Genomic DNA, 17,082 nt, shown 5'->3' on the forward strand with positions numbered 1-17,082 from the left:
AAAAAAATAAGTTTTATGATTTTATGAAATGGAATAATTACGCGTTTATTATTTTATTTATTTTAATTATTTTTTCTTTAATAACAATATTTTATAATAAATTTAACTGGGGGATAGACTTTACGGGAGGGACAGTAATTGAATTATATTTTAAAAAACCAATAACTAATATTAATTATGTTAAATCATTAATACAAAACAAATATTCTTCTAATATTAACATTATGTCTTTTAATAATCATAATTATTTTATAAAAATAGCAAAAAAACAACCTATTATAAAAAATAATGTTTCTATTAATTATGAAGAAATATTAGATATTTTATCTAAACAATTAAAACAAAGATATACAATAAAAAATATAGAATCTATAGGTCCTAGTATAGATAATAATTTAATATTGTCTGGTATTTCAGCTATAATATTAACTTTATTCGGAGTAGGATTATTTATTGGATTACGTTTTGGATGGAATCCAGCATTAAGTACGATTTTATCTTTATTACATGATTTAATTATTACTTTAGGATTAATTTCTTTACTAAATATTGAAGTAGATATCACTATAATAGCATCTTTAATATCAATAATTAGTTATTCATTAAATGATAGTATTGTTACTTTAGATAGAATAAGAGAAAATTCTTATAAATTAAAAAACTATAATATAAATATGTATCAAATTATTAATTTATCTATAAATCAGACGATTAAAAGAAGTATTATTACTTCTTGTATAATATTAATAATGACTTTAAATTTATATTTTTTTGGTGGTATTTTGTTAAAAAATTTTGCTCTTATTATGATAATAGGGGTCTTTGTTGGTACAATATCATCAATATACGTTGTTTCTGCGTTTTCATTAAGAATGAAAACTCAAAATAATAGCTTATATTAAATAAAAGACTAATAAAAAAATAGGCATGTAAATTTTAATGTAAAAAATTTTTTATTAGGATATGATACTTTTTTTTTACAAAAAGTAACTTATTTTGTTTATTAATCTTCTTTAAAAGAAATATTATTTATTTTTTATACTGTATACAGAAAAGTTTTTATTTCTACATATAATACAGAATTTATACATTAATTTTGTAAAAATCTTAGAGTATGATACTGAATTATTAGTTACAAAACGAAATTCTCCATTATATTTAAGATATTTTTTTATACTTTTTAGTATTTTATAAATTACTTTTAATGAAATTTTTTTTCCATCATGGATTGGAGGATTAGATATAATAAAATCAAATTTTTCATTAATATTAGAAAAAACATCACTAGAGATTACATAACTATTTTGTATATTATTTTTATGTAATGTTTTTTTAGTTGAATTTATTGCTTTATAATCAATATCTGTTGATAAAATAACATTTTTCCCATTATTTAATATATTTTCTCTTCCTATTACAGTAGAAATTACCCCTGCACCGCATCCTAAATCTAATATTTTTCCTTTAACTTTAAAATCAAGAGTTGAAATTAATAATTTACTACCATTATCTAATTTATTACCACTAAAAACTCCAGGTAAATTATATATTTTATAATTTTTATAAAAATAAAAATTCCAATAATTTTCTTTATTAAAAATAATATTTTTTTTATAAAAAGAATGGAAAATTATACTTTTTCTTGCACAAATAATTTTATTAAAAACAATATCTAACTCTATTATATTATTAATTTGTTTTATACCACTATTATTCTCACCTATAATAAATATATCACTATTTAATGTTAAAATAGATAATATATTTTTTAAGAGAAAAACAGATTCACGTTTGTTTTTTAACCAAAAAAAGATAAGAACATTAAAGTTATAATTTTTAAAATTACTATTTAATAAACCATAATATATTTTTTCTCCAATTATTTTTTTTAACCATAAATAATAATCATACTTATGAGTATTAACAAAACTTGTTAAGGTATTTAAATATATTGGTATTTTATCATTAATATTTCCAGCAAAAATGACTTTGCGATTTATAAATTTATTCTTAAATTTACACAAAAAATATTTATTTATTGGTAATAATTTATACATTTTTAAAAATTTTACAATCCTCACTATAAAATTTTTTATTTTCCCAAGAAAATATAGTTAATTGATTACCCCAACAACAACCTGTATCTAATCCTATAATATTTTTTGGGGTATATTGTCCTCCTTGTAAATCAGACCAATGACCAAAAAATATTGTATATTTTTTATATATAATATTAGGCATCCAAAACCATGGTTGTAATTTTTTAGAAGAAATATCATTAGGAGCTTTTTTAGTTAACATTTCTAATGTACCATCTGGATAACAGTATCTCATTTTTGTTAATGCATTAACAATAAAACTTAATCGTTTTAGTCCTATTAATGTATTATTTTTCCAATCATTTTGTTGACTAATTTGGTTACTTATATATTTGAAAAATATTTCACTATTTTTACCAGAAATAATATTTCTTACTTCATTTGATACTGATAAAATTAAATTAATATTATTCCATTGAGGTGGGATACCTGCATGAGACATTAAAATTTTTTTTTTTTCATCAAATTGGACTAAAGGTTGGTATTTTAACCAAGAATGTATTATTTTTATAATTTTTGCATCCTTTAATAATTGTAAAATTTTATCATCGTGAACATTTTTAGGATCATTAAATCCTAATACTAACGATAATAAATATAAATCATGATTCCCTAATACTAATTTTATTGATTCTTTTATAGAATATAAATAATATAAAACATTGATAGAATCTGGACCTCGTGCTATTAAATCTCCTGTTATCCATAACTGATCTTTTTTGTGATTAAAATTAATTTTTTTTAATAAGGAAATAAATTCATTATAATAACCATGAATATCTCCAATCATATAAGTAGTCATATTTTTATAATATTAATGAATATAAGTTTTAATTGCTAAACGAAAAACTGGAATATCTACATGATAAACATTATTATTTTCATCTATCATAATATAATGTCCCTGCATTGTTCCAATAGGAGTTTCTAAAACAGCTCCACTAGTATAGTGGAAATTATTTCCTGGTTTAATATATGGTTTTTTACCTACTACACCTTCGCCATGTATTTGAGTTGTTTTACCATTACCATTTGTTATTATCCAATAACGACTAATTAATTGTAGTAATTTTTCACCTATATTATTGATTGTAATAGTATAAGCAAAAACATAACGATTAGCTTCAGGTATAGATTGTGATTCTATATAAACACTACGTACTTTTATATGAATCTGAGATAATATTTGCATAGAAGTTTATATCCTTTTTCTATTTAATTCTAACCATTTAGCTAATTGACAATATTCTAATATAGAAACATTTTCAGCGCGAATTTTGTAATCAATACCTAAATAATCCAATTCTTCTATAGAAAATAAATTACTTAAACTATTACGTAAAATTTTTCTTCTCATACTAAAAGCTTGTTTAACTATTTTACTTAAAAAATAAATATTCTTTAATGTATAAGAATTATTAATATGGGGTCTTAAACAGACCATATTAGAAATTATTTTAGGTATAGGGAAAAAAGAATTAGGACTAATTTCCATTAATAATTTAATTCTACAAAATAATTGCGTCATTATACTTAAACATCCATAATTTTTTCCCCCAGGATTAGCAATTAAACGATTTGCAACTTCTTTTTGTAGTATAAAATTCATATCTTTAATATTATTTAAAAAATTAAATAAATTAAATATTACTGCAGTAGATATATTATACGGTAAACTACCAAATATACGTATTCTTTTTTTTAATTTTTTCATCAAAATAAGATAATTAAAACTTAAAGCATTATTTAAAATAATATCTACATTAGAATGTAACAAAATTTTATTATTTTTTAAAATATTCACAAAATTTTTATCAATTTCGATAACAGAAATATTTTTGCTATACTTAGTCATTGGAACAGTTAAAGCTCCTAATCCAGGACCTATTTCTATAAAATGATGATGATGCTTTGGATTTATTAAAAATATAATGTTATTAATAATGTGTAAATTTTTTAATAAATGTTGCCCATATTTTTTTTTAAAAAAAATTTTCATAAAATGATATATTGTTGTCTAAATCTTTATTTTTTATATAAATTAATGTAATTGTTACATATTAAATATTATCTATTATTACAATAAATATTTGTTTGTGAAGACAAAAAATTTTTTATATATATTCTATTCATATATTCAGATATAAAATTATCTGCTCCTTTATTAAAATTTGCTTGAAGAATTAAATTATAAGCTTTCTTTTTAAAGAAAGACATCTTGGGAAAATTATCTTTTTTCCCTAATAATTGTATTATATAAAAACCATCTGGACCTTCAATAGGAAGGCTAATTTGATTTATTTTTAATTTTTTTATAATTTTTTGAAATTTTGGATTAAAATACTCTAAAGGAGTCCATCTAATGTTATTTTTAAATTTAATTACATCATTATCTTCTGAGAAAAAATTCATTGCTTTATAAAAAGACATTCTTTTTTTTAAAATATTAAAATAAATATTTTTTATTTTTTTCAAAGGAATTTTTTTATTTAAAGAATTTTTTTTAATAAAAATAAATCTTATTAAAATTTTTTTGTTTTTAACATTTTCTTTTATGAAAGTATCATTTATTTTTAAAAGATATAATTTTGAATTTAAATATATAGGACCTATAACATCATCTTTTTTAGATGAATTTAAGTAATTAATAAGTATTTGCGGAAATCGATCATTCCATCTTAAATTTACTTTTATAATTTTTTTCTCATAAATCCATAAATTTTCTTGTTTTTTTCTTAAATTACTACTAATATTTTTATTTGTTAAAATATTGCTTAATTTTTTTAATAAATTTAATTTATAGTTAAAATCATTATCTAAAGAAAATTTATTTATTGGAATATAGAATATAGAAATGTCATATTTTATTAATTTTTTATACTTTAAATATAATTGTTTAGCTAATGAATTTACTTCTTCACTAAGAACACTTAATTTTTGTTTATTTATTAAACTTTTCAAAATATATATCATTAAATTTTGTCGCATTATTTGACGATATTGATCATAATTAATATTATTTTTTATAAGATTATCTTTTAGATCTTGTAAAGAAATATTATTTTCTTTGTGTACATTTAGTATAAAATCATCTAAATTTTTTTCTGAAACAAAAATATTATTATTTTTACTAATTTGTAAAAAAATGTTATTTTTTATGAAGTCCTGGATTATATGATTATTTATAGTTTGCTGTTGAAAATATTTGTCTTTGTCACTATTCATATTAAATGCATTAAAGAGATTACAAATATCGTTTTTAGAAATCATATCATGATCAATAATAATTGCAATATTATCAATATTTTTTACTGATGCAAAAACATAATTCCATATAGAAAAGGACATAACTATTAAAAATACTATTTTTTTTATTGTCATTATAATTCCATATTAAATAAATTTAATTTATAATATTAAAATATATTTAATATTTTAATTTTTTTCGAATTTAATTAAAATATTTAATTTTATTTTTTATTAGTTAGTTGTTTTTATAAAAATACTTAAAGATTAATTTATTATTTAATTATAATATATAATGCATAGATTAATAAAGTATGTTTTGAATATATTTACTTGAGGAATATATGTTTTTTTACTGGGTAAACTTATTTGGATTATTAATTAACTTATTAAGTAATAATAATATTATCAATACATTATTTATAATATTTATTATTTATCTAATTAATAAAATAAATACATTTTATACTAATAAAAATTACAAACATTATCAATGTCATATAAAAAAAACTTTTATTAAAACTACTTTTGAAGTTATGGGTTATATAAGTAAATCTAAGGGTTTTGTTACTCAAAATGATATTAATATGGTAACAAAATTAATAAGAGAAATGAATTTAAATAAGAAAGACACAATTTTTGTTCAAAATGCATTTAATAATGGTAAAAAATATAATTATCCTTTAGTTTACAAATTAAATAATTTATATTATTTAATTTATAATCAAAATAATTTAATAAATCAATTTGTAAGTATCCAAATACAGTTATCTTATGCTAATAATTATTTAGATAATAAAACTAAAAAAATATTACATATTATATTTCAAGAATTAAATTTATCTATGCATAATATTATCATGATTGTAAATAATCTAAATAACGTAAATATTAATATTAGAGATTTATTTACACAAAATTTCTACGAAAAAAACACAAAACAAAAAAACTATAATAGTTATGATAATCATACATATGAAAATAGAAATCATTATAAATCTGATATAGATAAAGCATATGAATTATTAAATGTAAAACATAGTGATAATTTAGTCACAATTAAAAGAGCATATCATAAATTAATTAGTAAATATCACCCGGATAAACTAATATCAAAAGGTTATTCACCCAAGCAGTTAGAAATTGCGAAAATTAAAACACAAGAAATACATAAGGCATATCATTTGATAAAAAAAGAGAGACAAAAAACTATATAGTTAAAACACACGTATTATGTAATTTTATACATCATAATTTACGCTTTTTCAATTATAACTATTGCGCAAGTATATTTTTTTTCGTCTGATAAAGAAACATGTATTTTACAATTATTTTTTTTTTTTAAAATTTTAAATGCTTGATTATAAAATCTTAATTTAGGTTTTCCTTTTTTATTATGTAATAATTCTATTTGATTAAAAAATATTCCACAAGTAAAACCAGTATTTAAAGCTTTCACTGCAGCTTCTTTTACTACAAAATATTTTGCTAAAAAATTGATTTTATTGTTTGAATTTGTTTGATATATTACTAATTCATTCTTAGTTAGAATTTTATATGCAAAAAGATCTCCAAAATGTATAAACACTTTTTTTATTCTTTTTATCTCTATAATATCAATTCCAATACCCACAATACTCATAAAAAAATCTCTAATATCAAAAAACTTTATTTATTATTGTACTTTAACCCATAATTTTAAATTAACTATTTTTTTTAATATTTCTTCTATATTTTTTTTTGATTTATGTGTAATTAATTTAATTATTTTAGCATTTTTGCCTATTAAAATTTTTTTTTGATTAAGAGTTTTTACAAAAAGAAAAATTTTTATTTCTTTTTGTTTATTTATTTCTTCTATAATAAAAGAATCTACTGTAATTTTTATTAAATAAGGAATTTCTTTATGTATATACTTCATTATATTTTCTCTTATAATTTCTTTCACAAAAAACTCTTTTGTTTGATCAGTAATAATATTATCTGGATAATGGTGTTTACTTTTTAATAAATTATTACATATGAAATTATTGATAATATTAGTATGTAATTTATATTTTGCTGAAATAATAAATAAGTAAACAAATTTAATTTTTTTTTGAAGAAAATCAATATGTGGTAGTAATATTTTTTTATCAGAAATTTTATCAATTTTATTAATTATAATAATTATTGGAATATTAATATTATTTAAAATTTTAATGATTTTTTTTTCTGCATATCCCCATTTATTTCGATCTAAAATAAATAAAACATAATTTAATTTATTATGATATAACACGTTGTGAATGTGACTTTGGTTGTATATAATACCTGGAGTATCAATATACTTTATTTGATAAGATTTATAATTATATATTCCTGTTATATTACAATAAGTAGTATTAATTTTATGGGAAGTAATAGATATTTTTTCTCCTATTAATGTATTTAATAAAGTAGATTTACCAACATTAGATCTACCTAAGATTAATACACAGCCATAATAAGAATTTTTTCTTTCCAAATATATTCCTCTCTTTTTACATAAAAAATAATTAGATTTGGATACCTAATTTTTTTAATGCTTGTTCTGCAGCAGATTGTTCTGCTTTACGTCGACTAGACCCAATCCCAGTAATAATTTCAGACATACCACTAATTTTACATTGTATTGTAAATTTTTGATTGTGTACTTCTCCATTAATTTGTAGAATAAAATAATATGGTAATGGAAGATGAAATCTTTGTAAATATTCCTGTAATCTAGTTTTGGGATCTTTCTGATTATTACCTGGTAATATTTTACCTAATCTAAATTGATACCAAATTAATATTATTTTTTCTACTATTTTTATATTACTATCTAAACATATGCTTCCAATTAGCGCTTCCATTGTATCTGCCAGTATAGATTCTCTATTATATCCTCCATTTTTAAATTCTCCGGGTCCTAAAAATAAATATTTTCCTAATTTAAATTCTCTTGCTATACTAGCCAAAGTATTACCTCTAACTAAAGTAGCACGCATACGACTCATATTACCTTCATTAACACCAGGAAATTTATTATATAATGCTTTAGCTATTATATAACTCAGTATTGAATCTCCTAAAAATTCTAATCTTTCATTATGGTTACTACTAGCACTACGATGTGTTAAAGCCTGATATAATAAATTCTGATGATTAAAAACATAACCTAATCTTTGTTGTAATCTATTAATCATAATAAAATTCATATAATTGTATTTTAAATTTTTAACTTTTTATATAAAATATATAATATTTATTTAATTAATTAATTAATCCAATGTATTCTATTAAATCTAATTTTTGGTAAATGATTTATTTTTTTATCAATGCTCAACCAAATAAATACAGCCTTACCTAACAAATATTTTTTATCAACAAATCCCCAATATCTACTATCATAACTATCATCACGATTATCTCCCATAACAAAATAAGATTCTTTCGGTACAATCCAAGTATATATGGACTGATTTTTTTGTCGATATATTTTTAATGATTCGTTAATAATTTCTGGTAAGAAAATAATTTTATGAGATAATTGATCTATTTTTTCTATATATTCAAAAAACCTTAACCCACCAAAAAAAGAACTTTTTATGGATTTTTGGTAGAAATTATTTCCTGATATTTTATTTAATATTTGAAAAGTTTGAATAAAAGAACTTTTTTTTAATTTGCTATATTTAATACTTGTTTTATTTATATTTTTCTTATTATTTTTTTTAACAATTAATATAATTTGCTTGTTTTTTATATTATAAATAATTTTATCTCCTGGCAATCCAATAATTCTTTTAATAAAATTAACTTTTATATTCTTAGGATATTGAAATACTACTACATCACCTCTTTTAGGTAATTTATTATCAATAATAATTTTATTATTTATAGGATTTTTAATTCCATAAATAAATTTGTTTACTAATATAAAATCTCCAATTAATAAAGTAGGCATCATCGACCCAGATGGTATATAAAATGGTTCATATAAAAATGACCGAACTAAAAAAATTAATAATATAAAAGGAAATAAAGAACTTATTTCTTCTTTCCAAGAATTTTTTTCTTTTATAGAAAAGTTTTTGTAATATAAATTATTTATTTTTTTATTCAAAATAAAATTATTTAATATTCGGATTTTATAAAAAAACCATAAACACCCTGTTATAAAAATACATAAAATTAATATTTTTGTATATATATTATTCATATTTTGTTTTAAAAATTTATTTTTTTATTTTTAACATTGCTACAAAAACAGAAGATGGTAATAAGATATTACCAATTTTTTTCATCCGTTTTTTGCCTTCTTTTTGTTTTTCAATTAATTTTTTTTTCCTACTAACATCTCCACCATAACATTTAGCAATAACATTTTTACGTAGTTGCTTTATATTTGCACTAGCAATAATTTTTTTCCCATTTGTTGCTTGTATAATAATATCAAATTGTTGTCTAGGAATAAGATTTTTAATTTTTTCTACCAAAATGCGACTATAAGAATAAATTTTATTTTTATAAGTAACTGATGTTAATGCATCTATACACTTTTTATTAATTACAATATTAATGCAAGTTAAATTAGATTTTTTAAATTTAAGAAAGTTATAATCTAAAGACGCATATCCTTTAGTTAAAGATTTTAACTTATCAAAAAAATCAATAATTACTTCAATCATAGGTATTTCATAAATTAATATAACTTGATTACTATGATATATCATGTTTATTTGTGTACCATTTTTTTCTGAACATAGTTTAATTATTTTACCTATATATTTTATAGGAGATAAAATTTTACATTTTACTATGGGTTCTTTAAACTCTTTAATAAGATGTAGGGGTGGAAATTTAGAAGGATTATCTTCATATAAAATATTTTTATTAATTGTTTTTATTTTATATTTAACTGTAGGCATAGTTGTGATAACATTAATACTATATTCGGTTAATAAACGTTGTTGTACAATCTCCATATGTAATAAACCTAGAAAACCACATCTAAATCCAAAACCTAATATATTAGAATTTTCAGGTTCAAAAACTAATGAAGAATCATTTAAACTTAATTTTTTTAATGCATTATCAAAATTTTTATATTGATCTGATGTTGTAGGAAATAAACCAGCAAAAACTTTTGGGGTACTTTTTTTAAACCCAGGTAAAGTTATTTTGGAAGGATTAATATATGATGTGATTGTCACTCCTATTGGAATTTCGTTAATATTTTTTATTCTTAATACTATCCAACCTACATCACCACACTGTAAAATATCTACATCTACTTTTTTGGGTGTAAAAATACCAATTTTTTCTACAAAATAACTTTTTTTTGTATTCATAATAATAATTTTCATCCCTTTATAAATTTTACCATTTTTTATACAAATTAAAGCTATTACTCCTAAGTATTTATCAAACCATGAATCTATAATTAGAGCTTGTAAAGGATTGTTAATATCTCCTGAAGGAAAAGGAATATTTTGTACTAAATATTCAATTATTTCTTTAATTCCTTCACCTGTTTTTGCAGAACATTTTAAACATTTTGTAGATTGCAGCCCTATAATTTCTTTTATTTCTTGTTCTACTTTATTAACATTAGCGGTTAATAAATCAATTTTATTTATAACTGGTAATACTTTTAATCCCATAGAAATTGCAGTATGACAGTTGGATAGAGTTTGAGCTTCTATACCTTGACATGCGTCTATTAATAGTAATGCTCCTTCACAAGCATATAATGATCTAGAAACTTCATAAGAAAAATCTACGTGTCCTGGTGTGTCAATAAAATTTAATTTATAAAAATTATTTTTATTTGATCTATAATATAGAGTAACACTTTGTGCTTTGATTGTAATTCCTCTTTCTTTTTCTAAATCCATACTATCTAAAACTTGTGATGTCATTTCTCTTTGTGACAAACCATTACATAATTCTATTAATCTATCAGCAAAAGTTGATTTACCGTGATCAATATGAGCAATAATCGAAAAATTTCTAATATTTTTCATAAAATAATATTTTTTATCAAATTTTTATTTATAAATATAATAATTCCCGTAAATATTTTATATTTAATCTATTATTTATGGACTAATACCTCTTTGTATGAGTAAAGAATTACTATCTAATTCTCTACCTCTGAATTTTTTAAATAAAGTTAAAATATCTTGAGAATTTCCTAAAGATAAAAGATTGTTAAAAAATTTTTGACCTATTTTTCTATTAAATAATCCATTTTGTTTAAAAAAATAAAAAGAATCTGCGGCTAATTGTTCCGACCATAAATAACTATAATACCCTGCTGCATATCCTCCTCCAAAAATATGATTAAAAATATTTATATATTTATTCCAAGTAGGCGTCGGTACTACGGTTATGATATCTTTTCTAATTTCGTTTATTAAATCAAATATTTGAATATCTTTTTTTTGTAAATTAAATTCATAATGAATTCTTATATCAAATAAACTTAATTCAATTTGTCGCATTATAGATAAAGCAGCATTATATTTTTTTGATGCAACTAAATTTTTTACTAATTTTTCAGGAATATGGTTATTATATTTATAATGTTTAGAAATTAAATGTAATACTTTGGGTTCCCAACACCAATATTCCATGAATTGACTTGGATATTCTATCATATCTAAAGGGATACCATTAATACCAGATATATTAGGTATGTTTATTGTAGAAACAATATGATGTAAAGCGTGTCCAAATTCATGAAATAAAGTTAATACTTCATTATGATTAAGTAAAGAAGTATTATTGCTTGAAGGAGTGAAATTACAATTAACATAAGCTACAGGATATTGTAATTTATTATTAGATTTTATCATTCTTGTTTGACATATATCCATCCAAGCACCATTTCTTTTTTCAGAACGTATATATAAGTCAAAATAAATACTTCCGTATAAATTATTATTTTTATCAAAAACATCAAAGAAAAGAACATTGTCATTCCATACTTGGACTTTTTGTTTTTGAAATTTTAACCCATATATTTTTTTGACAATTTGAAACATACCATTCATAACAATGGACATTGGGAAATAAGAACGAATTAAATTATCATTTATTCCATATAAATAATATTTATATTTTTCTGCAAAAAATGAAACATCCCAAGGATTAATATCTATTATATTATATTTTTTTTTAACGAATTTTTTTAAACTATTTGCTTCTTTTTGAGCTTGTTTTTTAGCAATTTGCATTAATTTTTTTAAAAAACATAAAACATTATCTATTTTTTTTGCTGATTTTGTATCTAAAGATTGTTCAGTATACGAATTATATCCTAATAAATGTGATAATTTTAAACGTAATGATAATTCTTCTAATAAAATAGGATAATTATTCCATTTTTTATTTTTATTTAAATCTGTTGCTCTTGTAGCATAAGCATAATATATTTTTTTTCTTAAATGGATATTATTACAATACGTTATTATAGATAAATAGATTGGCAAGTCTAAAGATATTAAATATCCTTTTTTATTTTTTATAGACGCAGTTTTAGCCATTATATTTATAATATATTCAGGAATCCCATCTAATTCTTTTTTATCTGTAATATTAAGTGTCCAATTTAAAGTACTATCTAATATATTATTATTAAATATGGTTTCTAATTTTAACAAACGATCAATTATATTAGAATATATTTTTTGTTTCCTTTTAGTTAATAAAATACCTGATAATTTAAAATCATGTATTATATCATTAATTGATTTTAATTGTAATTTATCAATACATAATAAATTTTGATTTTTTTTTATTTGAATATAGGCATCATAAATATTTTGATTTTGTTTAATCCATAAATTATAATTAGTTATTAATTTAATAATTATTTCATAAATTTTTCTTAATTTCTTATCGTTACAAACATAATTTAAATGACTTATTGGAGAAAAAATACGATATAAATTTTCATCTAATTCTAATATTGGTTGACAAAAATTTTTCCAATTATAATTATTTTTATTCTCTTTTAAAATATAACTAATTTGTTTCTTACAATTTTTTATTGTGATTTCTATTGCAGAAATCATACAATCATTAGTTATTTTATTAAAGGGGGGTAATTTAAAATTGGATAATAAAGGATTATTCATAATATAGTCTCGATTTATATGTAAAAAATAATGTATATAAAATATTTTATTTTTTTTATTTATACAATTAACAAAATTATTTTAATTTTTTATGTATAAAATAATTTTGTCTCATTATTTCAAATAAAAAGATTCCTGTTGCTACAGAAATATTTAAAGAATTTACATTATTAAACATTGGAATAGCAAATAATTCATCGCAATTTTTTTTAATAATTGGACTTATTCCCTTATCTTCTGAACCCATAATTAAACATATTGGATAATCTAATTTATAATTAAAAATTATATTTTTTTTTTTATTATCACCACCAATAACATATATTTTATAAATTTTTAATAAATTAATAACTTTTATTAAATTTTTTACAAAAATTATAGGTATATTTTCTGATGTGCCACAAGATATTTTTTTTACTGTTGCATTTATTTTAGCTGAACGATTTTTTGGTAAAATAATCATATTTACTTTAGCGGCTACAGCACTTCTTATACAAGCTCCAAGATTATGTGGATCAGTTATATGATCCAAAATAAGAATCAATGGTTTTTTAAACTTTTTAATTAAATGATTTATATCTTTTTCATTAAAAGGTTTTATTATATCTATAATGCCCATTATTCCTTGATGTATACTATTATTAGTTTTTTTATCTAACCATTTTTTATCAACTTTATATAAAAGAACATTATACTTTTTTATATAAAAAAATAACTCTTTAATTTTATTAGATATTTTTTTGCTATTTAATATAAAAATTTTTTTTACTAATAATGGATTAGTTTTTAAAATATTCAGTATAGTATGTATACCAAAAATAACGTCTTTCATATTATATAAATAAATTATTTTTAATAAAAATAAATATATCATAAAATATGATATAGTATTTGAATATATAGAATATTAATGTAAATTTGTTTATGTTTGAATAAAATCAATTATTTTTCTTATTAATTTACTATATGCTTTATTGATATTATCACTATTTAACCAATATATATCCTTCCAATTACGAAGCCAAGTTAATTGTTTTTTTGCTAAATGACGAGTAGCAATTATAGTTTGATTAATCATTTCATGATAATTAATTTCATTCGAAATATATGAAAACATTTGTTTATAACCGATACAACGCATAGAAGGAAAATGTTTTTGTAAATATTTTTGATTAATAAGATTTCTTACTTCATTTTCAAAACCCAATTCTAACATTTTAAAAATTCTTTTTTTAATAGTTCTATATAATTTTTCTCGATCATAATATGTTAATCCAAATTGATATATTTTATAAGGAATTTTTTTACCTGGAATTTTTATTAATTCACTTAAAGTTTTCCCAGTTAAGAAGAATACTTCTAAAGCTCTTAAGATTCTTTGATTATCATTATAATGTATTCTTTTCGAAGAAAAAACATCAACATTTTTCAGCATATCATAATATGACTTGTATATTTTTTTATTTATTTTTTCTTTAATCATATTACGTATTTTAATACTTTTTGATGGTAATGGAGACATAGTGTTTATTAATTGATGATAATAAAACATACTACCTCCAACTAAAAATGGTATTTTTCCTCGTTTAGTAATATCATCCATAATTTTTAAAACATCATTATAAAATTCAAAAACGGAATAATATTGGTGCGGTTCTTTAATATCAATTAACCAATGTTTTGCATAAAATAAATCAGTTTTTTGAGGTTTATCTGTTCCTATATCCATTTTTTTATATATTAAAGAAGAATCAACACTAATTAATTCTATGGGTAAAATTTTTTCCAATCGAATAGCTAAATAAGTTTTTTTAGATGCTGTTGTACCCATTAAAAAAATTGCTATTGGTAATTTATTGTTTATTTTTTCCATTTTTCTCTATATTTATTAAAAAAAATAATTTTTTAAAACAAAAAGTTTTATGTTCTAATTTAAATAACTCTAATTCCATTAATAAATCAACTATATTATTATAGTTCCATATTCTAGACATTTTACTCATATAATCAATAATCAATATAAAAATATTTTTTACAGAATTTTTATGTATATTAAAATTGTATTTTAGTAAATTTAAAAAGAATATTTTTATATCATAAAATGATAAAAACAAAGGTATTAGTTTTATATGTATAATTTTTTTTTTAGATAATATAAAATCAAAACCTAACTTTAGTAAAATTCTTTTAATTTTGCAAAAATTAAAATATTCCTCTTTTGTTATTTTTAATTTTAAATTTAGTTTAATTTGTTGCAGGTCATATTTTTTTTCAAAATATAATTCAAATTTTTTTTTTAATAAAAAAAATACTATTTCTTTTATTGAGAGAAAATATAATTTTTCTTTTTTTTCAACAATAATATGAGAATTTTTTAAAACTATTAAAAATTTTCCAAAATGTTTAAAATGGAAAATTGGCATTTTGTGCAAATACACTAATTTTTTTTTTTGTATATTATTAAATAATAGTTCTGTTTCTTGAGAAAAATTATTTTTAATAAAAAGAGAGTTTATTTTATTTAAACTTAAAAAATTATTATTTAATTTAGTTGGATGTTTTTCTTTATTGCTATTTAAATTAGATATAGGATAATGTAATATTTTCACTATACTTTGATGGATAAAATCATATAATATTTTTGCTTGGTAAAAAAAAATATCTTTTTTCCTCGGATGTATATTTATATCAATTTGCTTTTGCTCTATTTCTAAAAATATTAAAAAAGAATATTTAAATTCATGACAAAATTTATTTTGTAATATTTCTTTAAGAATACGATTAATAAAATTATTATTTATAATACGATTATTAACATAAAAATATTTAAACGAATTCTTTAACTGATATTCAGATATTAATATCCATCCACGTAATTTTAATTTTTTATATGTTGAATTTATCTTTAATGCATTTTTTATAAAATTCGTCCCACAAATAGATTTTATTCTATTTAGATAAGAAAAATTATCTGTAACTTGTTCAAAATTATAAATAATTTTATTGTTATACTGAAATTTAATACTTATATTAAATTTCATTAAAATAATTAATTTAATAATTTTTTTAATATAAATAAATTCTATATTTTCATTAGAAATATATTTTCTTCTAGCAGGGAAAGTATAAAAAAGATCAGTTAAAATGATAGTAGTGCCAGTAGGGTGTGCTGTGGGTTTTAAATAGATTATTTTTTCCTCTAATCCTTCCGTATACATCTGCCAAGCAATAGTTTGTTTAAGTGTTTTAGATATTATAGTCATTCTAGAAATTGATTTAATACTTGTTAATGCTTCTCCACGAAACCCAAAACTTTTGAATGAATCTAAATCATCTAAATTAGTAATTTTGCTAGTAGCATGTTTTTTTATACATAAAACTAAACTTTTTTTGTTCATTCCGATACCATTATCATTTATATTAATATATTTTAAACCTCCTTTTTTTATGTGTATTGTAATTTTAGATGCTTTTGCATCAATACTATTTTCAATTAATTCTTTAATAATAGATGCAGGTCTATCTATTACTTCCCCAGCTGCTATTCTTTTTATAACGTTTTTAGGTAATATTTTAATAGACATTTA

General features: G+C 19.8%; 16 protein-coding genes. 2 read left to right on the forward strand and 14 right to left on the reverse strand.

Features of this window, described 5'->3' with window-relative positions; translation table 11 throughout:
• Positions 1 to 23: 23 nt before the first annotated feature.
• On the forward strand, positions 24 to 902 hold the full coding sequence (gene secF, locus GJT88_RS00815) for a protein translocase subunit SecF (protein WP_168895059.1): 879 nt from the start codon (positions 24 to 26) through the stop codon (positions 900 to 902).
• A 123-nt stretch (positions 903 to 1,025) separates the two neighbouring features.
• Here the strand turns inward: secF and rsmC are convergent, their stop codons facing one another.
• From rsmC to GJT88_RS00840, 5 genes are all read right to left on the reverse strand, one after another.
• Complete coding sequence (rsmC, locus tag GJT88_RS00820) at positions 1,026 to 2,057, reverse strand: 16S rRNA (guanine(1207)-N(2))-methyltransferase RsmC (protein WP_168895060.1); 1,032 nt, start codon at positions 2,055 to 2,057, stop codon at positions 1,026 to 1,028.
• Entirely contained in the window at positions 2,050 to 2,901 is an 852-nt protein-coding gene (locus GJT88_RS00825) for a symmetrical bis(5'-nucleosyl)-tetraphosphatase (protein WP_168895061.1), read from the reverse strand. The genes rsmC and GJT88_RS00825 overlap by 8 nt, the downstream gene beginning before the upstream one ends.
• A gap of 12 nt (positions 2,902 to 2,913) precedes the next feature.
• Entirely contained in the window at positions 2,914 to 3,291 is a 378-nt protein-coding gene (apaG, locus tag GJT88_RS00830; protein ID WP_168895062.1) for a Co2+/Mg2+ efflux protein ApaG, read from the reverse strand.
• Positions 3,292 to 3,297: 6 nt separating this feature from the next.
• Entirely contained in the window at positions 3,298 to 4,098 is an 801-nt protein-coding gene (rsmA, locus tag GJT88_RS00835) for a 16S rRNA (adenine(1518)-N(6)/adenine(1519)-N(6))-dimethyltransferase RsmA (protein WP_168895063.1), read from the reverse strand.
• A 68-nt stretch (positions 4,099 to 4,166) separates the two neighbouring features.
• Entirely contained in the window at positions 4,167 to 5,480 is a 1,314-nt protein-coding gene (locus GJT88_RS00840; protein WP_168895064.1) for a peptidylprolyl isomerase, read from the reverse strand.
• Between the two features lie 209 nt (positions 5,481 to 5,689).
• Between GJT88_RS00840 and djlA the strand changes: the two genes are divergently transcribed.
• Positions 5,690 to 6,562 (forward strand): co-chaperone DjlA, encoded by an 873-nt coding sequence (djlA, locus tag GJT88_RS00845; RefSeq protein WP_168895065.1) that lies wholly within the window; start codon positions 5,690 to 5,692, stop codon positions 6,560 to 6,562.
• Between the two features lie 38 nt (positions 6,563 to 6,600).
• On the opposite strand, the gene acpS is transcribed toward djlA, so the two are convergent.
• The 9 genes from acpS to mutL all read right to left on the reverse strand — a co-directional run bounded on the left by acpS (position 6,601) and on the right by mutL (position 17,079).
• Positions 6,601 to 6,987: a holo-ACP synthase gene (gene acpS, locus GJT88_RS00850; RefSeq protein WP_168895066.1), complete on the reverse strand. Its 387-nt coding sequence runs from the start codon at positions 6,985 to 6,987 to the stop codon at positions 6,601 to 6,603.
• 33 nt (positions 6,988 to 7,020) lie between these two features.
• Positions 7,021 to 7,851, reverse strand: a complete 831-nt coding sequence (era, locus tag GJT88_RS00855) for a GTPase Era (RefSeq protein WP_168895067.1) — start codon at positions 7,849 to 7,851, stop codon at positions 7,021 to 7,023.
• Between the two features lie 31 nt (positions 7,852 to 7,882).
• Positions 7,883 to 8,566 (reverse strand): ribonuclease III, encoded by a 684-nt coding sequence (gene rnc, locus GJT88_RS00860; RefSeq protein WP_168895068.1) that lies wholly within the window; start codon positions 8,564 to 8,566, stop codon positions 7,883 to 7,885.
• 59 nt (positions 8,567 to 8,625) lie between these two features.
• Positions 8,626 to 9,570: a signal peptidase I gene (gene lepB / locus GJT88_RS00865; RefSeq protein ID WP_168895069.1), complete on the reverse strand. Its 945-nt coding sequence runs from the start codon at positions 9,568 to 9,570 to the stop codon at positions 8,626 to 8,628.
• 16 nt (positions 9,571 to 9,586) lie between these two features.
• Positions 9,587 to 11,377 carry a translation elongation factor 4 gene (lepA, locus tag GJT88_RS00870; protein ID WP_168895070.1) on the reverse strand — a complete coding sequence of 597 codons (1,791 nt, stop codon included), beginning with the start codon at positions 11,375 to 11,377 and terminating at the stop codon, positions 9,587 to 9,589.
• Between the two features lie 75 nt (positions 11,378 to 11,452).
• Positions 11,453 to 13,495 (reverse strand): M3 family metallopeptidase, encoded by a 2,043-nt coding sequence (locus GJT88_RS00875; RefSeq protein WP_168895071.1) that lies wholly within the window; start codon positions 13,493 to 13,495, stop codon positions 11,453 to 11,455.
• A 76-nt stretch (positions 13,496 to 13,571) separates the two neighbouring features.
• Positions 13,572 to 14,327 (reverse strand): 23S rRNA (guanosine(2251)-2'-O)-methyltransferase RlmB, encoded by a 756-nt coding sequence (gene rlmB, locus GJT88_RS00880; RefSeq protein ID WP_168895072.1) that lies wholly within the window; start codon positions 14,325 to 14,327, stop codon positions 13,572 to 13,574.
• A gap of 90 nt (positions 14,328 to 14,417) precedes the next feature.
• A complete protein-coding gene (miaA, locus tag GJT88_RS00885; protein WP_211080584.1) occupies positions 14,418 to 15,368 on the reverse strand; it encodes a tRNA (adenosine(37)-N6)-dimethylallyltransferase MiaA in 951 nt (316 codons plus the stop codon).
• Positions 15,349 to 17,079, reverse strand: a complete 1,731-nt coding sequence (gene mutL / locus GJT88_RS00890; protein WP_168895073.1) for a DNA mismatch repair endonuclease MutL — start codon at positions 17,077 to 17,079, stop codon at positions 15,349 to 15,351. Before mutL ends, miaA begins: the two co-directional genes overlap by 20 nt.
• Positions 17,080 to 17,082: the final 3 nt, after the last annotated feature.

It is taken from the genome of Enterobacteriaceae endosymbiont of Donacia tomentosa (assembly GCF_012571135.1).
GTDB lineage: Bacteria > Pseudomonadota > Gammaproteobacteria > Enterobacterales > Enterobacteriaceae.